The organism is Chryseobacterium sp. W4I1, from assembly GCF_030816115.1.
Taxonomy (GTDB): domain Bacteria; phylum Bacteroidota; class Bacteroidia; order Flavobacteriales; family Weeksellaceae; genus Chryseobacterium.
The window spans coordinates 2,840,479-2,860,799 of sequence record NZ_JAUSXQ010000001.1 but is presented as its reverse complement, the minus strand read 5'-3'; the positions used below and the strand labels follow the sequence as shown (position 1 = coordinate 2,860,799).

The window sequence follows — 20,321 nt, the reverse complement described above, 5'->3', positions numbered from 1 at the left end:
TATAAAATGGAAATAAAAGAAACACCTTTAAAAGATTGTTATATTATTGAACCTACCGTTTTTGAAGATGATAGAGGTTACTTCTTTGAGAAGTATAACGAAAAGAAATTTGAAGAACTGACTGGGATGAACGGTCATTTTGTTCAGGACAATATTTCAAAATCTTCTTATGGTGTACTCAGGGGACTTCACCTGCAAAAAGGAGAATACTCCCAGGCAAAATTAGTTTCATGTTTGGAAGGAAAAGTATGGGATGTTGCTGTTGATCTTAGAGAAGATTCTCCCACTTTTGGAAAGTGTTTTGGGATAGAACTCACAGCAGAAAATAAAACCCAGATGTATATCCCTCGAGGATTCGGACATGGATTTTCAGTATTAAGTGAAACAGCTGTTTTCTCTTATAAATGTGATAATTTTTACAATAAAGAATCAGAAGGAAGTGTGAAATTTAATGATCCGGATCTTATGATAGATTGGAAGATCGATGAAAAAGATATGATACTTTCTGAAAAGGATCTGAATGCTCCAAGTTTTAAAGATAAAAATTTTTAAATAAAACCTTGAAAACCACTTTTCTAAAGTGGTTTTCATTTTTTGATCCTTTCTCTTTTAATATTTTGTATCTTTGCACACTCAAAATCAAAACGATGCGTACTAAATCTGTAGGGAAGAAGAAAATCAATGTGGTTACTCTTGGATGTTCCAAGAATGTATACGATTCTGAAGTATTAATGAGCCAACTAAAAGCCAATGGCAAAGAGGTGGTTCATGAAGACCGTGGTGATATTGTAGTGATCAACACATGTGGGTTTATAGATAATGCTAAAGAAGAATCCATCAATACCATCCTTGATTATGTAGAGGCTAAAAACAGAGGTGAAGTTGAAAAAGTCTTTGTTACAGGTTGCCTTTCCGAAAGATATAAGCCAGATCTAATTAGAGAAATTCCTGATGTAGATCAGTATTTTGGAACAAGAGATCTTCCTATTCTGTTAAAACATCTTGGTGCAGATTATAAGCACGAACTGGTAGGTGAAAGACTTACTACAACCCCTAAACATTACGCATATCTTAAAATATCGGAAGGCTGTGACCGTCCGTGTTCTTTCTGTGCTATCCCTTTAATGAGAGGTGGGCACGTTTCTACACCTATTGAAAAACTGGTTTTAGAAACACAAAAATTGGCAAAAAAAGGAACTAAAGAAATTATCCTTATTGCACAAGACCTTACTTATTATGGTCTTGATATTTATAAAAAACGGGCACTTGGGGAACTTTTAAAAGAGCTCGTAAAAGTAGAAGGTATAGAATGGATCCGACTTCATTATGCTTTTCCAAGCGGTTTTCCGGAAGATGTTCTTGATATTATCCGTGAAGAACCAAAAGTCTGCAACTATATAGATATCCCTCTTCAGCATATCAGTTCTGATCTGTTGAAATCTATGAAGCGTGGAACAACTCATGAAAAAACTAATGCATTATTAGCTAAGTTTAGAGAAAAAGTTCCGGATATGGCTATTAGAACGACTCTGATCGTTGGTTATCCCGGAGAAACTGAAGAAATATTCCAGGAGTTAAAAGATTGGGTAAGAGAACAAAAATTTGACAGATTGGGATGTTTTACCTATTCTCATGAAGAAAATACTGGTGCATATGTACTGGAAGATGATATTCCTCAGGAAGTGAAAGAAGCCAGAGTGGAAGAGATTATGGAGCTGCAATCACAGATTTCTTGGGAAAAGAACCAGGAGAAGATCGGTAAAGTATTCAGATGTGTATTCGACAGAAAAGAAGGCAATTATTTCATCGGAAGAACAGAGTATGATTCGCCGGATGTAGATAACACTGTCCTTGTTTCTGCTGAAGAAACCTACATTTCAATAGGTGAATTTGCAGAAGTCAAAATAACTTCAGCAGAAGAGTTTGATCTATATGGAGAATTGGTCTGAAAATCTGTACTTTACGAGCACCAGATTAATGGCGAAGTTTTTTGAATAATTAAAATATTAATAAAATTTAACACGATTAATACAAACGTTAAATTATTTATTTTTCTGATTTTCAATGCTTTACTTTATTATGTTGTAAGTGTTCTGTATTTTTTATATATATTAATGTATAAATTTGAAAATTATATCTTAAATTTGCGCAATAAGCAATGTTTTAAAATCAAATGCTTCAAGCAGTTGCCGATTTAATAAGGCTGATAATGTAGCCTTGACGATAAGCACAAGTTGGGATGCATCTTCCTTTTGGAAATATTGATGAAAAAATAATGTAATTTAAAATCTTTAAAAACTTATGAAAAAATTTTTATTAACAGCGACGATGCTCGTTGCCTTTTCGGCAGTTTCCAAGGCTCAGACAACGGGACGTGTAGGTATTAACACGACTACACCGGCCGCAACGTTAGATGTAGTAGCTAATACTACTGACAATGCCAGACCTGATGCCTTGCTAGTCCCTCGTATGTCAAGAGCTCAGTTAGAAGCTAAAAACACAGCATATGCTGATGGTGCTGCTACACCAAGTGCTCAAAATGGAGCCCTTGTATTTGTTGACGGTTTAGGTGGAACAGGAACAGGTAAAACAGTGAATGTTACTGCAACAGGATTCTATTATTATGATGGAACTACTGGTAACAATGTTTGGAAACCTGTAGGTGGTGGTGGTTCTGCTACTCCTCAGAGATATGAAGGAACCAGAGGTGGTGTTACAATCTTGACAACGACTGCTGCATATACTGCAACCGCAACTGACTTTTTTATTATTACAAAAGCTGGTTCGGGATTAACGATTGATCTTCCAAATCCAGCAGGAAATATTGGAAGAATGATTTACGTTGCTAATAGTAATTCTGGCACAGGAACAGTAAATGTAAACTCTGCAGGTTCAACAACTCTTTTAAATGGTGCTTTAGCACAAAATAGAGCGAAGGCTTATATTAGTGACGGTACATCATGGGTTGCAATTTCGTTAAACTAAAAACAAAAATGAAAATGAAAAAATTTAGTCTTTACATAGTTCTTTTTGCATCTTTATCTCTAACTAAGGTTTATGGTCAAGTTAATTCAAACCAGGTTATCCAAAATAATGTTGGAGATTCTAATGCATTCTTAGATGCAAGTACAAACTTTAATACATCCGCATCTTCGTCAAATAGCATAGGAAAAGGTTTAGTGTTCCCAAATACAGATTTAACTCTTTTCAGATTTGATACAGCAGCAGCTGACGGTATTACGTTTCCTTCTTATTTTGATGGGATGTTAGTATATAATACTGCCGCATCAGGCTCTACTGCGGATCCGTTATTAACTACTCAAACTACCGGTTTACAGGCTGGTTGGTATTATTTCTCTAATCCAAACGGTGCTTCCAATGGTAGCGTTACTGCAGGTAGATGGCTTCCGGTAGGTGGTGCTTCTCCTAAAGTAACCATCGGTACTGCTGAAACAACTACCAATACTTTGATCAATACTACAACTGGTGATAAGCAGCTGTTTGCTTTAAAAGGAAGCTTTACAGCGAGTGGGACTTCTACAGCAGTAAATATACCAGCTCCAACAGGTATGACCACTCTATATGGTATCACTATCTATAAAGCAGGTACAAACACTGTTTATGACAGAAGCTTGTATTCTTACACAGTGGCTACCAGTGCAGGTAATGCAATTACTGGTTCTCCTAGTATGTCAGTTGTATATCCTTCCGGAACATATGACTATGTAATAGAATACTTGAAATAAGATTAAAACTTATTTATATATTTAAAAACCAATGAGCAATCATTGGTTTTTTTTGTATTATAATGTTTATGAACGGAGTTTAAGCGAGAGAGTTTAAGAGATGAATAAAGATAAAGTCTATTTAAAAAAATCATTTGGTATTTAAATTGATAATATTATTAAAAGAGAATTTTAAAAGCGGCTAATAAATTTTGATTTAAATCTATGGAAATTAGTATCAGATTTAATTTTATTGTTAATACTCTATGTTAAAATAAGTGTGGTTGATTATACCGAATGTCTTTAAAAGACTTCTATTACAACTGTTTCACTTGTTCCGCATCTTAAATTTTTTATTTTTTTACAATAGATATTTTCAATATATTGAAATTATCCTAAATATATAAATATTTGATTATTAGAATATTACGTATTTTTCATTTTGAATTTTTTAGACAATAAGTTAATTATGTTAACTTATTGTCTGTTTTTTTAACACTTTTTAACACTGTCTTTTAAAACCCCTGTTAATAGGAACTTACAAGCAATATTAACATATAATTTAGTTTTAATTAACAGTTGTTAACAGATGGAGTAGGGACTTTACAACATTCCTTATACTTTTGCTCCGTCAAAACCAATAAAATTCAAGATGATGAAAAGATTCATTCTCGTAATCATAATGATGATTTCAACCTTAGGTGTTTATTCTTTTACAAATAATACTTCAGAGGCGAAGAAAACAAGTTATGCATCGTTCTACCACGATAAGTTTAATGGTAGAAAAACAGCAAGCGGAGAGATCTTTAGTAATTCAAAGTTCACCGCTGCAAACAGAACGCTTCCGTTTGGAACTAATATTAAAGTTACCAATCTGAACAATGGAAAACAGGTGATAGTGAAGATTAATGATAGAGGACCTTTCCATGCATCAAGAGCATTAGATATTTCTAAAGCTGCGTTCGATGAAATCGGGGATACCAATCGCGGTACTATTCCGGTTGAATATGAAATTGTCGACTAAATTTATGATTTAAGTTTAAAAAGCCAGCTGACTCAGCTGGCTTTTATTTTTGTCGCTCTAGACGTTTAATTCCAATAATGCAGGACAATGGTCAGAATGAACAGCTTCTTTGAGAATTACGGCTCTTGAAAGCCTATCTTTTAGCGTATAGGTTGCAAAATTATAATCCAGTCTCCAGCCTTTGTTTTTAGCTCTGGAATTCTGGCGGTAGCTCCACCAGGTATAATTATCCGGTTCATTGTTGAAAAAACGGAAACTGTCAATCAATTCACATTCTTCGATAAAACTAGTCATCCATTCCCTTTCCATCGGTAGAAAGCCGGAAACGTTCTTTAAACGCACTGGATCATGGATATCTATCGCTTGGTGGCAAATATTGAAATCCCCCGAAATAATAAGGTTAGGAATCGTTTTTCTTAATTCCTTGATATAAGCAAGGAAATCATGACAGAACTGCATTTTAAATCCAAGCCTTTCAATATTGCTAGCAGACGGCACATAGACAGAAATCACAGAATATCCGTCAAAGTCCGCACGGATGATCCTGCCTTCATTATCATAGCTTTCTATACCACATCCATATTCTACATGGATAGGTTTGATTTTAGACGCAATTCCTACGCCACTGTAGCCTTTTCTTACTGCAGAATGCCAATAACTGTGATAACCTATTTTCTCAAGGCTTTCGATGTCGATCTGATCATTTCCCGCTTTGCTTTCCTGAATGCATACGATATCCGGGTCAGCAGTTTTTAGCCAGCCTAAAAAATCTTTTGTAAAGGCAGCCCTGATTCCGTTGACATTATAAGTAATTAACTTCATGCGTTTTTTATAAAAAATTTAAAGTGTTCGTTATATTTTGTAGGAATAAATTCTATGATATTATAATCTGCGATCTGATGAATATAAAAAGGATCTTCTTTAATGATCTTTTCAATTTCATCTTTAGAGCTTTCATTAGCAAGAATGATCCCGCCTGTTCTCGGTTCCTTTCTGCCCGAAGCAATAAAGTTTCCTGAATGGTAATGCTTTTCAAGAAAATCATTGTGTTCCGGAATGAAATGCTCAACATTCTCCAGAGAGGTTTTGTAACTGAGTGAAATAATAAACATTGTTTTTTTTGCTAAGATAGGAACTGTTCCAGACTATTAAAAGCGACCGGAAAAAAGAAGCGGCAAAAATCATTCGATTTTTGCCGCTTCTGAACCCGAAATTTTAAATAAACTATGAAAAAAACTATTTGGGTTCTAAAATACTGATAGGAATGATACACTCTTCAAGTGAAATTCCCCCATGTTGGTATGTTTCTTTATAATAATTTACAAAATGATTGTAATTTTTAGGATAGGCCAGGAAAATATTATTTTTAGCAAAGATATATTTCGAGCTTAAATTTCCTTTAGGAAGGAAAAGCTTTTCTGGATTCGTAACTGCCCATACATCGCTATCATCATACGTTAAACTCTTTCCTGTTTTATAACGGATGTTTGTTGATGTTTCACGGTCACCAACTACTTTGCTTGGCTTTTTAACGTATATCGTTCCGTGATCGGTTGTGATCACAAGTTTTATAGCCACTTTCTGCTGCTGCTTTTATGATCTTAATTAATGATGAGTTTTCAAACCAGTTATAGGTAAGCGATCTGAAAGTTTTGTCATCACGGATCAACTGATCTACAATATGGTTGTCTGTTTTGGCATGCGAAAGGATATCGATGAAGTTGTAAACAATTACCAAAAGATCATTGTTCTTATGCTGGTTAAAATCATCGTAGATTTTTCGTTCAAAATCTGCATTCAAAACCTTAAGATACTTCATAGACTTAGATCCCAAACCAATTCTTTTCATCTGATCTTCCAGGAAATCACGCTCAAATTCATTCTTATTTCCTTCCTCGTTATCATTGAACCATTTATCCGGGAAACGTTTTTCGATCTCAGATGGCATCAATCCCGCAAAGAAAGAGTTTCTTGCATATTGAGTGGCTGTGGGAAGAATACTGTAGTAATAATCTTCAGAAATTTTATTGTAGTATTTTGTAAATAACGGCTCAATCACCTTCCACTGGTCAAAACGCAAATTGTCTATCATCAGAAGCAGGACTTTTTCTTTCTCCACCTCTGGCTTTATTTTTTCTTTGAAAAGAGTATGACTCATCAGAGGTTTCTCGGAATCCGTCAGCCAGTCTTCATAATTTTTTTCAATAAATTTTGAAAACTGAATATTCGCTTCTTCTTTCTGAGACTGCAACAGATCCGCAAATTCATTATCAGCAACCTTATCGAATTTGATTTCCCAGCTTAGGATTTTTTTATAATATTCTGCCCATTCCTGGTAAGTTCTGAGATAAGAAAGCTCCATAGAGAGGTTTCTGAACTCCTGCTGATACTGAAGAATGGTTTTCTGCTCCACAAGATTATCCTCCTGCAGATTTTTTTTCAACGATAATAAAATCTGGTTAGGATTTACCGGTTTAAGAATGTAGTCAGCGATCTGTGATCCGATGGCTTCTTCCATAATATGTTCCTCCTCACTTTTGGTCACCATTACAATCTTTAAAGAATTATCTTTTTCTTTAATCATAGGAATGGCCTCCAGTCCCGAAATACCGGGCATATTTTCATCAATTAAGGTAAGTGCGAATTTTTCCGAGTCCATGAGTTCCAGAGCCTCGTTCACGTTGTTAACAGGGGTTACCTGATAACCTTTTTTTTCTAAGAATACAATATGGGGTTTGAGTAAATCTATTTCATCATCTATCCATAATATTTTTTCCGACATAATTTATTTTTTACATGGTTATTGCATCAAATTGCCGACCAATTCCTTTTAAATTCTCACAAATTAGAGACAACAAAAGTTAAATCTTAGTTAAATGAAAATTCTACTGCATAATTGCTGATATCAATTCATTTAAAAACCGGTCCTTATATATTCTAAAGCCCTTTCCAGAACTTCATCTTTTCCTGCCAGCACACCTTTTACGGTAGGTTTTATGATCATATCGGGAATAATTCCGATCCTCTGGGTTTCCCTTCCGTCAGGATAATAAGCTCCAAGCCCGGTAAAGGCAGTATCAAGATCCGCAATTTTAAACCGGATGATGTCACCGTTGGCTCCGGATGTATGGCTTCCTATCACTTTTGCTTTTGGATGTTGTTTAAGCATCATTGTCGTAGTCTCTGCCTGGCTTTGCGTGCGCTCATCTACTAAAATGATGACATTGCCTTTATAATAATCCGGGTTCTTTCTTCCGATACTGTTTTTTGCGCTATAAAATTTACTCAAATAATCTGTCTCAGGAAAATTAAATTGATAATAAATTGATTTTTCTGGCAAAATCATTCTGCTTAGAGGAAAAATAGTCTGTTGAGGATAATTTCTGAGGTCAAAAATAATAGATGTTGTAGACTTAAAATCTTGATACATGTCATCCAGATCACTTTTTTCAATATTCCCCATATTCACATAGCCTGTCTTTTGGTCTGTATCCAGAAACTTCCATTTCTGCTCAGGAACAGATTTCTCCTGGATAATATCTTTGAGGAGATAAGTTTTAGCTTCAATTTCCAGATTTTCTCCGTCCCGTTCAACTTTGATAGTGATAGCCTCATGATTGCTGAACAGAAAAAGATTCCTCACTTTATTGATCTTTCCCCACGAATTGGAGGCTGGAATATATTTTCCAAAACTGTTAACCATTTGTGGAATTGTTCGGCCACTGATATCATAAATGACATCACCGGTTTTTAAGAGTATCTCTTCGTTAAACTTATTTCTAATGACTTTAGTGATAACCAACTTTCCTTCTGCATAAATATATTCCACAGGAACTTTTCTTCTTCCATATTGACTGGCATTGATTAATGGGGAATACAGAAAAGCATGGGAATCATCAACTTTGGCCACCAGTTCAGCAAGGGTCAGATGATAGCTTTCATCATTATTGACGTTTAAGAACTTTGGAATCATTTCTGATAAAACGTCGTTCCAGGCCTGATCGGTCTGATATTTATAGGGGAAGAAATATTCCACAGCATTCCAATATCTGAAAAGTTCCAAAAGGCTGATCTCTTTTGATGTGAACTTTGAACCGTAAGAATTTTCATTTCGGAAGTATACCTTTTTCCCTCCCTTTCCGAAATGATAGTTAATTCCCAGGTTTCTGTTATTTTGAATAAAAAGAAGTTGTCGACTTACTTTTTCTGTGAACACATCTTTATTACTGATCCAGTTGAGATCGAAATTTCTTAAAAAATAAATTTTCTCTTTATCTTCTTTTAAGCACTTTTTACACTCGTTGACTTTTCCGAGACTGCTGATCCATTTAAAATAGAATTCATTCAGTTGATCCTTATCACGGATATTTCCCAATTCATCTATTTTTTGGAAAAGCTGGCGGTCCCAATCAAAATCTGCTTTTGCTACATTTGGATGGTAATATTTCAAAAATCCCCAGACCTTACATAGCGATTCCAGTTTTTGAGTTTCAGATAAAACCTGTGCAGAAAAGTGTAAGCTGAAAAAAAATAGGACGAAAAGAGAAATTTTTCTCATCAAATAGAAGCGTTATTTATACTATCAAAGATATATTTTTAAAATATAAAATGTAGGAAACTTCTTGATAGATTCGCAAAAATTATTGTTCAGAAAATTAATAATAAAAATGCCACAAATTGCTTCATAGAAATCAAAAATATGGACTAGCGTATGGATATGGTAAGGTCTTTGCAGATTTGAAATTCTTTAACAGCAATTTAATGATACTTAAAATTTAAAATACCTAACTTTGTTTACTAATATTGACGTTTCAATGCAGAATAAGCTAAAGATCATCAACGACCCCGTTCATGGTTTCATCAGAATCCCACACGAAATTTTATTTGACGTTATAGAGCATCCGTATTTTCAAAGACTGCGGAGGATAGGGCAGACCGGACTTCTCAATCTTATTTTCCCAGGCGCCACGCATACAAGATTTCATCACGCATTAGGAGCGATGCATCTCATGTTTACGGCATTGGAAACTTTGAGACAGAAAGGTATTAAAATTACAGAAGAGGAAGAAAAAGGCGCTATGCTGGCAATCCTCATGCATGATATAGGTCACGGACCATTTTCGCATGCCCTGGAAAATATGCTGATGGATGACTGGCATCATGAAAAGCTCTCGCTGTTGCTGATGAACAAATTAAATGAGGAATTTGACGGACAGCTTTCTTTGGCAATTGAAATGTTTCAGGGGAAATATCACAGGAAATTCTTTAATCAGCTGATTTCATCCCAACTTGATGTGGACAGGCTTGATTATCTTAACAGAGACAGCTTTTTCACTGGTGTTTCAGAGGGAAATATTAATACCCAGAGAATTATTTCTATGATGAATGTATGTGGTGAAGGTGAATTGGTGATCGATGCAAAAGGAGTTTACTCTATCGAAAACTTCCTGACCGCAAGAATGTTTATGTATTGGCAGGTTTATTATCATAAAACTTCAGCACTGGCAGAATTTCTCTTGGTGAAAATCCTGGAGAGAGCAAAATATCTGGTTTCTCAGGGAATGGAGCTTCCTGCAGGTGAAAATCTGAAATATTTCCTGCATCGTGGTAAAAGTTCAGCCACTGATGAAGATATTTTCAGATTTACCCAACTTGACGATAATGATATAATTCATGCGATGAAATCCTGGCAGGATTCAGAAGACTTTATTCTTTCTTACTGGTGCCAATGTGTGATTCAGAGAAATCTTCCTAAAACCGTTATTTCCACACGTCCTTTTGGTTCTGAATTTATTGAGGAAAAAATAAAAAACACCAATGAATTTTTCGGAATCGATAACGGAAAGGAGCTTGTACATGAAATTAAAAGAAAATTACTGCCTTACGACACCGAAAAACAACCTATTTACCTGTTGATGAAAGACGGTGGAAAAATAAGACTGGAAGAGTCACAAGACCAGTTGCTGTCGGGGCTTATGGTTCATAAAACGGCCAGATATATCCTTACCTTTCCAAGAGACATTTCAAGATAATTTCATAAATATTATTAAAATTCACGTTCCGAAAACCAAAAAATGTTTGCGAATTATAGAATTTCTTATCTTTGCAGAATATGGAATTTACAGCTTCGCAAATTGCAAGTTTTATTGACGGACAAATAATAGGCGACGAAAGTACGGTTATTACAGGGGTTTCACCAATTGAGAATGGTGAAACTGGGCATCTTTCTTTTATAGCACAAGATCGGTTTTCTCATTTTTTAGATACCTCAAAATGCTCCGTTATTATTGTTTCGGAAAAACTTATTGATAAAAATAATTACAATCCTACCTTAATTGTTGTAAAGGATGCATACCTTTCTTTTCAGATCTTAATGAATCTGTATCAGGAAATGCAGGGCAGAAAAGAGGGAGTTGAGAACGGCTCTTCTATTCATGATACTGCTGTGATCGGAGAAAAAGCATATATTGGAGCATTTACTTATGTTTCTGAGAAAGCAAAGATCGGAGAAGGTTCGCAAATTTATCCGCATGTATATATCGGTAAGGGAGTAAAGATCGGTAAGAACTGTAAAATTGACAGTGGAGCGAGAATCTATGATTATTGTATTATCGGTGATAATTGCGTAATTCACTCCAACACCGTTATTGGTGGTGACGGATTTGGTTTTCAGCCTACAGCAGAAGGATTCAAAAAAATTCCTCAGCTTGGAAATGTGATCATTGAAGACGACGTTGAAATCGGTTCAAACTGTAGTATTGACAGAGCTACAATTGGTTCAACCATTATCGGAAAAGGAACGAAGATCGATAATCTGATCCAAATTGCCCACAATGTGAAGATCGGACATAATAATGTGATTGCAGCTCAGGCCGGAATTGCTGGATCTACTACAATCGGAGACTGGAACCAGATTGGAGGACAAGTAGGAGTGGTAGGCCATATCAAAATTGGCAATCAGGTTAAGATTCAGGCTCAGAGTGGTGTGAATTCAAGTGTCAATGATAAAGAAACATTGTATGGATCTCCTGCGATAAGCTACAATGACTATCTTAGAAACTATGTGCATTTCAGGAATTTTACTGAAATTGTAAAGAGAATAAATAATCTTGAGGATACCTCAAAAGATAAAACTAATGAGTGATATGCAAAAAACACTCCAGGAAGAAGTAACGCTTTCTGGAATTGGCCTTCATACGGGTAAAGAAGTAAAACTTACCATCAAACCTGCTAAAGAAAACACAGGTTTTGTGTTCGTAAGAACAGACCTGGAGGGACATCCTCAGGTAGAAGCTGATGTTAATTATGTAGTAGCAACAGAAAGAGGAACAACATTAGAAAAGCTTGGCGTTAAAATTACAACCTGTGAGCACCTTTTAGCTGCTTTGGTAGGATGTGACGTAGATAACGCTATTCTGGAAATGAATGCTTCAGAACCTCCGATTTTAGATGGATCATCAAAATTCTTTGTTGAGGCTATTGAAAGCGTTGGGGTTATTGAACAAAATACAGCGAGAGAATACCTTGTTGTAAAAGAAGTTCTTACCTACAGCGATCCTGCAACAGGTTCAGAAATCACAATTATCCCTTCGGATACTTACGAAATTACTACCATGGTAGACTTTGGAACCAAAGTATTGGGAACCCAGAATGCCACCCTTAAAAATATTTCAGAATTTAAAGACGAAATCTCTTCTGCAAGAACATTCAGCTTTTTACATGAGCTGGAAATGTTGTTGGATCACGGATTGATCAGAGGAGGAGATATCTCTAACGCGATTGTATATGTTGACAAGGATCTTACTCCTGAAACAACAGAGAAACTGAAGAAAGCCTTCGGGAAAGACAATGTTTCTATCAGACCGAACGGAATTCTGGATAATCTTACTTTAAATTATCCTAACGAAGCCGCAAGACATAAATTGCTTGATGTAATTGGTGATTTAGCTTTAGCTGGTGTAAAAATAAAAGGTAAAGTGATTGCAAATAAACCGGGGCACTTTGTGAATACCCAGTTTGCAAAAAAACTGAACCGACAGTGGAAACTTCAGAAAAAGAAAAACGTACCTGATTTTGATCTTACTAAAGAACCTGTTTTTGATATCAACGGAATTATGAAGCTTATGCCTCACAGACCTCCGTTCTTATTGATTGATAAGATTCTTGAACTTTCAGATTCTCATGTGGTAGGTTTGAAAAATGTGACTATGAATGAACCTTTCTTCGTAGGACATTTCCCGAAAGAACCTGTAATGCCTGGAGTCCTTCAGGTAGAAGCTTTGGCACAAACCGGTGGTATCCTTGTTTTGGCAAGCGTTCCGGATCCAGAAAATTACTCTACTTATTTCATTAAAATTGATAAAGTAAAATTCAAGAGAAAAGTAGTTCCTGGTGATACTATGATTTTCAAAATTGAATTGATAGAGCCTATCAGAAGAGGTATTGTTCATATGCAGGGATACGGATATGTTGGAGATACAGTGGCTGTGGAAGCAGAGCTAATGGCTCAAGTTGCAAAAAATAAAGTCGATTAAATGGTCCATCAATTAGCCGCCGTAGATAAACGAGCGAAAATCAGCAAAAATGTAATTGTAGAACCATTCACTACAATTGCCGGGGATGTAGAAATTGGAGAAGGAACCTGGATTGGCCCGAACGTAACCATTATGGACGGAGCAAGAATAGGTAAAAACTGTAGGATTTTCCCGGGGACTGTTATCTCGGCAATTCCTCAGGATCTCAAGTTTGACGGCGAGGATACTCAGGTCATTATCGGTGACGATACAACCATCAGAGAATGTGTTACCGTAAATAGAGGAACAAAAGCTTTAGGCTTTACAAAAATAGGTGCAAACTGCCTTATTATGGCAACTTCTCATATTGCTCATGACTGTGTGATTGGTGATCATGTTATTATCGTAAATGGCTGTGGTATTGCCGGACATGTGGAAATTGGTGATTATACTGTGATGGGTGGCCTTAGTGCTGTTCACCAGTTTGGTAAAATCGGCAAACATGTGATGATTTCCGGAGGTACCCTGGTAAGAAAAGACATTCCTCCTTACGTAAAAGTAGCAAGAGAGCCGATGTCTTATGCAGGGATCAATTCTGTAGGATTAAGAAGAAGAGGTTTTACCAACGAAAAGATTTTTGAGATCCAAAAGATCTACAGAGCTATTTTCCAGATGAAGATGAACGTTTCCCAGGCAATCTCCCACATTGAAAAAGAAATGCTTCCTACTGCTGAAAGAGATGAAATCCTTCAGTTTATTCAAAACTCTCCGAGAGGTATCGTAAAAGGATACGGAACAGGTAAGGACAGCAACTAATACAAAGGTAAAATCAGATTAAAATTAAAAGACAATATAAAATTAATGGCAACAAGTAACGATATAAGAAAAGGACTTTGCATCGAATTTAGCAATGATATTTTCAAAGTAGTTGAATTTATGCACGTAAAGCCAGGGAAAGGACCTGCTTTCGTAAGAACAAAACTAAAATCGGTAACCAACGGAAAAGTTCTTGATAATACTTTCTCTGCAGGACACAAAATTGATGAAGTAAAAGTAATTACAAGAAAATTCCAGTATCTTTATGATGATGAGAATGGTTTTCACTTCATGAATAATGATGACTTCTCTCAGCTATATCTAGGAAAGGAAATGATTGAAAACTCTCAGTTTATGAAAGCTGGTGAAGAAGTAACTATTATCCTGAAAGAAGCTGACGAAACTCCGCTTTCTGCAGAACTTCCTCAGTCAGTTTATCTGGAAGTTATCGAAGCAGACCCGGGCATTAAAGGAAACACGGCAACCAACGCTCTTAAAAACGCAATCGTTGAAACAGGAGCAAGAGTAAATGTTCCTTTGTTTATCGAGCCGGGAGATAAGATCAAAGTAAATACAGAAGACGGTAGCTACTTAGAAAGAGTAAAATAATAAATTAAATTTACATAAATTCGGTTTGCATCAGCAGTCCGAATTTTGTTTTTATAAAATCAATTGGTATGAGATTCCATTCTCCGCAAAAGCTCAAAACTATTGCCGAATTAATAGGCTCAGAATTTGTCGGTCCCGAAGACTTTGAAGTACTGGGAACCAATGAAATTCACATGGTAAAACCGGGTGACATTGTTTTCGTCAACCATCCCAAATATTACGATAAAGCGCTGAATTCTGCAGCTACGATCATTTTGATCGATAAAAAGGTAGAATGTCCGGAAGGTAAGGCCCTTTTGGTTTCTGATGATCCTTTCGCAGACTTCAATAAGATTAACACTCATTTTACGAGAATATATAATTTCACTGAAGAACTTCACGATGCTGAAATAGGGGAAGGAACCAAAATCCACCGCACGGCAGTCATTGGAAACAACGTGAAGATCGGCAAAAACAGCCTGATTTTCCCTAACGTCGTGATCGGTGACAGAACCGAAATTGGAGATAATGTAATCATCCAGTCCGGAACTGTACTAGGTGGTGATGCTTTCTATTACAGAAAACTCAACGGGAATTTTGACCGTCTGATTTCCGTAGGAAATGTGGTTATTGAAAACAATGTAGAAATTGGAAATAACTGTACTATCGATAGAGGAGTGACGGATTCTACCGTCATTGGTGAAGGTTCAGTGTTAGATAATCAGATCCAGATTGGGCATGACACGGTGATCGGAAAAAAATGTCTCATCGCCTCACAGGTTGGAATTGCAGGATGCTGCATTATTGGTGATGAGGTCACGCTTTGGGGACAGGTAGGCATGGCTTCCGGTAATAAAATTGAAGCAGGATCTGTTATTCTCGGGAAAACCGGAGTCAACAGAGATCTGAAAAAAGGAACCTATATAGGGATGTTTGCAGAAGATTTTAAAGGCTATCTGAAAAAAGAAGTAAAGCTGAGAAAACTATGATGAAGAGATTATATGGATTGTTGGTTTTTATGTATGCTATAGGTTTTGCACAGAAATCAGACATTCAGTCTACAATTACTTTTAATGATGATCATGTACTAAATGCTAAAATCCCATTTATAACCAATCTTTTCGATGGAAATCAAATTGATGAAATAACCCTTGCAGATAAGAACATTAAGATTCTGGAGGATGGAAAGAAAATTAAATACTCCGCTGCTGAAATAAAAAAAATTGAATTTACTGATCTCAAAAATAAACCCAGAGTTTTTGTTTATTTTCCTGCAGAGTCTTCAAAGACATTGGTGGAAGAACTGTACAATGGGAATAAAATAAAATGGTTCAGAAGTTATCATCGCCATGGTTTTGATGGATCTACCTTAGTTACGGATGTTTTATACAAAGGAAATGTAAGGCAGGCAATGAGTATACTGATAAATAACCGAAAAAAAATAAAGGCTCTTATGGCTGATAAACCAGCATTGGAACCACTTATTGAGAACATTAATTATAATAAACTTAGAGAGGAAGATTTGATTGATGTACTGAAAAAATATGATGAATAAAATCAGATTTAAAAGTTTTTTTAACGACAAATAATCATTATTTTTGTCTCACGTATAAACTGAAAATTAATAAATTAAAACAACAATAAAATGTCAATTTTAGTAAACAAAGATTCTAAAGTAATTGTACAAGGATTTACAGGGAACGAAGGTACTTTCCACGCAGGTCAGATGATTGAATACGGAACCAACGTAGTAGGAGGAGTTACTCCAGGAAAAGGAGGTTCTGAGCACTTAGGAAAGCCTGTATTTAATACAGTAGCTGATGCTGTTGAAAAAGCTGGAGCAAACGTAAGTATCATTTTCGTACCACCTGCATTTGCTGCTGACGCAATCATGGAAGCTGCTGAAGCAGGGATCAAAGTTATTGTATGTATTACTGAAGGTATTCCTGTAGCGGATATGGTAAAAGTAAAATCTTACATCGCTGACAGAGACTGCAGACTAATCGGTCCAAACTGTCCAGGAATCATTACTTCTGAAGAAGCTAAAATTGGTATTATGCCAGGATTCGTTTTCAAAAAAGGTAAAGTAGGTATTGTATCAAAATCAGGTACGCTTACTTATGAAGCTGCTGACCAGGTGGTAAAAGCTGGTTTCGGTGTTTCTACAGCAATCGGTATCGGTGGTGATCCAATCATTGGAACAACGACAAGAGAAGCTTTGGAATTATTCATCAACGACCCTGAAACTGAAGCGGTAGTAATGATCGGTGAAATTGGTGGTGGATTAGAAGCTGAAGCTGCAAGATGGTATAAAGCTAGCGGATCTACTAAACCTGTTGTAGGATTTATTGCTGGACAGACTGCTCCTAAAGGAAGAACTATGGGACACGCTGGTGCTATTGTAGGTGGTGATGAAGATACTGCTCAGGCTAAAATGGAGATCATGAGAGAAAACGGAATCAACGTTGTAGACTCTCCGGCTGATATCGGTGTTACTGTTGCAAAAGTCTTAGGATAATCGCTATACAAAACAAAACATATGAAAAAACTTTTATTAACCTCAGCATTGGCCCTCTCGACCCTGTCTTTCGCCCAGATTGACTTCAAAAATACGAGATTTGGTGTAACAGCAGGAGGTAACTACTCCAGAGTAAGAAATGCTCATAATCCCTCAGGTCCAAGATATGCATTCCAGGGCGGAGCTTTGGCTCTTATCCCGGTAGGAAAGGCAAATCAGTTCTTTATACAACCCGAAGTCGTGTACTATGGTGCAGGAGAAACCGGGAAAGATAAAGATGCTAAAGGAAAAGACGGCTACGATGCAGTATATGGTAACAATTATCTGAGTGTACCTATTTATTTTAAAGGATACTTTTCTGAAGCTGCTTCAGAATTCTTTGGAATGATAGGTCCTAGGTTTAACTTTCTGATGAGTCAGAATGTTAAAAATGCACCGGTAGGAAGACCATATTACGATCCGGATGTTACCGATCCTTTATATCCTTCAGTAAGCGGAAAAGCATCAAGCTTTAATTTCGCCCTTGGATTAGGAGTTGGCTATAGCTACAAAAGACAGCTGGAATTAGCTCTTAAATATGACCTTGGTCTTACAGATACTTATCCGGATCTTGCAAAAGAAAAAGGAGGTACTACCAAAGGCAAATCTGAGCAGGTGATCAGCCTTAGCTTAAGCTATATCTTTAAATAGAATAATACGTTATTCAAACATAAAAAATCCCGGAAATTTTAATTTCCGGGATTTTTGTTTTTATACAATATTATGAGTTGGAATTTGGAAGAGCGAAGTTATTGAAGGTATAAGAAACAACTGAATCAGTTCAGTACTTCCATCCTCCCTCTTTTGGCTTCCAGCCTTTAATTCATTATCCTCTGATCCATTTCCAGATCTCCTTCAAAGTAGCCTTATTGCCATACATTAAAATCCCTACACGGTAGATTTTTCCGGCCAAAAATATCATAAGGATTGTTGTTCCTAACAGTAATCCAATAGACAATGCGATCTGCCATGCCGGAACTCCGAAAGGTATTCTTGCAATCATTGCGACCGGTGATGTAAACGGAATAATAGATAGCCAGAATCCCAAAGGACCATCAGGATTGTTCATTAACGAAAAACTTCCGTACATCCCTAAAGTAAGTGGTAAAATAGCAAATAAAGTAAATTGCTGTGTTTCCGTTTCATTGTCCACTGCAGAACCAATGGCTGCATAAATAGAACTGTAGAAAATATACCCTAAAAGGAAAAATACAATGAATACAAAAATAATCAGCGGGAAATTCAGTTCCAATAAACTATGGGAAACCTGTGTAGCGATCTGCGTAACATCTAGCTTGCTTGTCAGCTCTTCATTTCCTCCCGGAATATTTTTCTGAAAAGGGGAGAAGCCCGTATTTAAAACCAAAGCACCGATCACCGACATTGAAATCCAGATCAGGAACTGGGTCAAAGCGACCAAGGTTACTCCCAATATTTTACCCATCATTAGCTCAAAAGGCTTGACAGAAGAGATAATAATCTCTACCACACGGTTGTTTTTCTCCTCAAGAACACTTCTCATCACCCGTACTCCGTAAATAATGATGAACATAAACGTTACATACATTAAAAGAATGCTTAAGCCACTCTTTACCCCAAAAGCCATATCAGAATCCTCTTTGTTATTATCGGAAACATTGATGGTCTTCAAGGTAAAGCCTTTGTCCAGGCTGTTCAGCTGGTTTTCCTGAATGCCAAGCTGCTTGATCTTTTCCTTTTTGATCACCTCTGTGATATCTGAAACGATTTTTTGCTTAGTATCAAATCCCATCTTCGCATTGACAATCAGTCGCGTATTGTTTTCCAGTGCTTCATAATCATGACCATTCAGTTCAGGAAGAATCAGGATGCCGTCAAGCGATTCATTTCCCTTCAGATTATTGACCTTAGATTTTTCATCTGCAGCTGAAACAAATACATAATTCAGTTTGTCATCAGATTTAAACTGATCTTTAAAAAGTCCGCTTTTATCCACAACCTCAATAATGCTGTGCGATTCGTTGGCTTTAAACATAAGGCCGATCACCCCACCAAAACCAATCAATAAAAGAGGAGCAAGTAATGTGAGTATAATGAAGGATTTTTTCTTAACCTGCGTAAGAAATTCCCTTTTTGTAATTAAAAAAATATTATTCATAAAATTAAGGATGATTGCTTACTGCGTTAATAAACACTTCATTCATACTTGGGATTTTTTCGTCGAATGATCTCACTTTTCCCACATTCACAAGATCCAGAAGAATTTCGTTCTGGCCGCTTTCATTTTTCAGATCAAAAGAAATCAGATTGTTTTCATTAGAGAAATTGAATATATCATAGCTGGTTTTAAAATTTTCAAACTTCGCTTCATCCACTTCTGAAAGAGTAATTCCGAAAATATTCTTCTTAAATTTTTCCCTTACGTCAAACACCCTTCCGTCAATAATTTTCTTTGAATTGTTGATCAGTGCTACATAATCACACATTTCCTCCACACTTTCCATTCTGTGGGTAGAAAGAATGATCGTAGTTCCGTTATTTTTTAGATCGATAATCTGATCTTTAATTAAATTGGCATTCACAGGATCAAAACCGGAGAAAGGTTCATCAAGGATCAGAAGATGTGGGCGGTGAAGAACCGTTACTACAAACTGGATTTTCTGTGCCATCCCTTTTGAAAGTTCAGAAAGCTTCTTTTTCCACCATTGGTCGATGTTCAGTTTTTCAAACCATTTCTTCGCTTCGTTCAAAGCATCATTTTTGCTCATCCCTTTCAGTTCCCCGAAATAAAGAATCTGATCCCCAACACTCATGTTCTTGTACAAGCCTCTTTCTTCGGGCATATAACCGATATCTCTGATATGGCTTGGACTAAGCTTATTCCCATTGATGAATACATCTCCGGAATCCGCCTGGGTGATTTGGTTGATGATACGGATGAAAGAAGTTTTTCCGGCTCCGTTCGGGCCTAGAAGCCCGTAAATACTGCCTTGAGGTACATGGATGCTAAAATCATCCAATGCGACTTTCTTCCCGGCATTATAGGTCTTTCTGATATGTTCAGCTTTAAGCATTAAATTGTTTTTACAATGAGTATAAAAAGTCCTGAAAGTTACGGA

Annotated in this window: 19 protein-coding genes and 1 pseudogene; 14 read left to right on the top strand and 6 right to left on the bottom strand. The window is 36.4% G+C overall.

What is annotated here, in order from left to right:
* Nucleotides 1–6: 6 nt before the first annotated feature.
* From rfbC to QF044_RS13265, 5 genes are all read left to right on the top strand, one after another.
* Nucleotides 7–552, top strand: coding sequence for a dTDP-4-dehydrorhamnose 3,5-epimerase (gene rfbC / locus QF044_RS13285; protein WP_307268068.1), 546 nt, complete (start codon nt 7–9; stop codon nt 550–552).
* A gap of 95 nt (nt 553–647) precedes the next feature.
* Nucleotides 648–1,949, top strand: a complete 1,302-nt coding sequence (rimO, locus tag QF044_RS13280; protein ID WP_307268066.1) for a 30S ribosomal protein S12 methylthiotransferase RimO — start codon at nt 648–650, stop codon at nt 1,947–1,949.
* Nucleotides 1,950–2,328: 379 nt separating this feature from the next.
* On the top strand, nt 2,329–2,985 hold the full coding sequence (locus QF044_RS13275; protein WP_307268064.1) for a hypothetical protein: 657 nt from the start codon (nt 2,329–2,331) through the stop codon (nt 2,983–2,985).
* Nucleotides 2,986–3,179: 194 nt separating this feature from the next.
* Nucleotides 3,180–3,746: a hypothetical protein gene (locus tag QF044_RS13270; protein WP_307268061.1), complete on the top strand. Its 567-nt coding sequence runs from the start codon at nt 3,180–3,182 to the stop codon at nt 3,744–3,746.
* A gap of 631 nt (nt 3,747–4,377) precedes the next feature.
* Complete coding sequence (locus tag QF044_RS13265; RefSeq protein ID WP_307268058.1) at nt 4,378–4,749, top strand: septal ring lytic transglycosylase RlpA family protein; 372 nt, start codon at nt 4,378–4,380, stop codon at nt 4,747–4,749.
* Between the two features lie 57 nt (nt 4,750–4,806).
* On the opposite strand, the gene QF044_RS13260 is transcribed toward QF044_RS13265, so the two are convergent.
* The 4 genes and pseudogenes from QF044_RS13260 to QF044_RS13245 form a co-directional block, all read right to left on the bottom strand.
* The gene (locus tag QF044_RS13260; RefSeq protein WP_307268056.1) at nt 4,807–5,571 is read right to left on the bottom strand and encodes an exodeoxyribonuclease III; all 765 of its coding nucleotides are present in this window, start codon (nt 5,569–5,571) and stop codon (nt 4,807–4,809) included.
* Nucleotides 5,568–5,861 (bottom strand): YciI family protein, encoded by a 294-nt coding sequence (locus tag QF044_RS13255; RefSeq protein WP_307268054.1) that lies wholly within the window; start codon nt 5,859–5,861, stop codon nt 5,568–5,570. The genes QF044_RS13260 and QF044_RS13255 overlap by 4 nt, the downstream gene beginning before the upstream one ends.
* Nucleotides 5,862–5,985: 124 nt before the next feature.
* Nucleotides 5,986–7,531: pseudogene (locus QF044_RS13250) on the bottom strand (PglZ domain-containing protein).
* Nucleotides 7,532–7,663: 132 nt separating this feature from the next.
* Nucleotides 7,664–9,307 carry a S41 family peptidase gene (locus QF044_RS13245; RefSeq protein WP_307268052.1) on the bottom strand — a complete coding sequence of 548 codons (1,644 nt, stop codon included), beginning with the start codon at nt 9,305–9,307 and terminating at the stop codon, nt 7,664–7,666.
* Nucleotides 9,308–9,563: 256 nt separating this feature from the next.
* On the opposite strand from QF044_RS13245, the gene QF044_RS13240 reads away from it, so the two are divergent.
* The 9 genes from QF044_RS13240 to QF044_RS13200 all read left to right on the top strand — a co-directional run bounded on the left by QF044_RS13240 (nt 9,564) and on the right by QF044_RS13200 (nt 17,874).
* Nucleotides 9,564–10,781, top strand: a complete 1,218-nt coding sequence (locus tag QF044_RS13240; protein ID WP_307272021.1) for an HD domain-containing protein — start codon at nt 9,564–9,566, stop codon at nt 10,779–10,781.
* Between the two features lie 80 nt (nt 10,782–10,861).
* On the top strand, nt 10,862–11,893 hold the full coding sequence (lpxD, locus tag QF044_RS13235; protein ID WP_307268050.1) for a UDP-3-O-(3-hydroxymyristoyl)glucosamine N-acyltransferase: 1,032 nt from the start codon (nt 10,862–10,864) through the stop codon (nt 11,891–11,893).
* The gene (locus tag QF044_RS13230) at nt 11,886–13,283 is read left to right on the top strand and encodes a bifunctional UDP-3-O-[3-hydroxymyristoyl] N-acetylglucosamine deacetylase/3-hydroxyacyl-ACP dehydratase (protein ID WP_307268046.1); all 1,398 of its coding nucleotides are present in this window, start codon (nt 11,886–11,888) and stop codon (nt 13,281–13,283) included. Before lpxD ends, QF044_RS13230 begins: the two co-directional genes overlap by 8 nt.
* The gene (gene lpxA, locus QF044_RS13225; protein WP_307268044.1) at nt 13,284–14,078 is read left to right on the top strand and encodes an acyl-ACP--UDP-N-acetylglucosamine O-acyltransferase; all 795 of its coding nucleotides are present in this window, start codon (nt 13,284–13,286) and stop codon (nt 14,076–14,078) included.
* A gap of 45 nt (nt 14,079–14,123) precedes the next feature.
* Nucleotides 14,124–14,687, top strand: a complete 564-nt coding sequence (gene efp / locus QF044_RS13220) for an elongation factor P (protein ID WP_307268040.1) — start codon at nt 14,124–14,126, stop codon at nt 14,685–14,687.
* A 68-nt stretch (nt 14,688–14,755) separates the two neighbouring features.
* Nucleotides 14,756–15,655: an LpxD N-terminal domain-containing protein gene (locus tag QF044_RS13215; protein ID WP_307268037.1), complete on the top strand. Its 900-nt coding sequence runs from the start codon at nt 14,756–14,758 to the stop codon at nt 15,653–15,655.
* A complete protein-coding gene (locus QF044_RS13210) occupies nt 15,652–16,221 on the top strand; it encodes a hypothetical protein (protein WP_307268035.1) in 570 nt (189 codons plus the stop codon). Before QF044_RS13215 ends, QF044_RS13210 begins: the two co-directional genes overlap by 4 nt.
* Nucleotides 16,222–16,311: 90 nt before the next feature.
* A complete protein-coding gene (gene sucD, locus QF044_RS13205; RefSeq protein WP_307268033.1) occupies nt 16,312–17,184 on the top strand; it encodes a succinate--CoA ligase subunit alpha in 873 nt (290 codons plus the stop codon).
* 21 nt (nt 17,185–17,205) lie between these two features.
* Nucleotides 17,206–17,874 (top strand): porin family protein, encoded by a 669-nt coding sequence (locus QF044_RS13200; RefSeq protein WP_307268030.1) that lies wholly within the window; start codon nt 17,206–17,208, stop codon nt 17,872–17,874.
* Nucleotides 17,875–18,049: 175 nt separating this feature from the next.
* On the opposite strand, the gene QF044_RS13195 is transcribed toward QF044_RS13200, so the two are convergent.
* Both QF044_RS13195 and QF044_RS13190 read right to left on the bottom strand, forming a co-directional pair.
* A complete protein-coding gene (locus QF044_RS13195) occupies nt 18,050–19,360 on the bottom strand; it encodes an ABC transporter permease (RefSeq protein WP_307268027.1) in 1,311 nt (436 codons plus the stop codon).
* A 4-nt stretch (nt 19,361–19,364) separates the two neighbouring features.
* Nucleotides 19,365–20,276 (bottom strand): ABC transporter ATP-binding protein, encoded by a 912-nt coding sequence (locus tag QF044_RS13190; RefSeq protein ID WP_307268024.1) that lies wholly within the window; start codon nt 20,274–20,276, stop codon nt 19,365–19,367.
* Nucleotides 20,277–20,321: the final 45 nt, after the last annotated feature.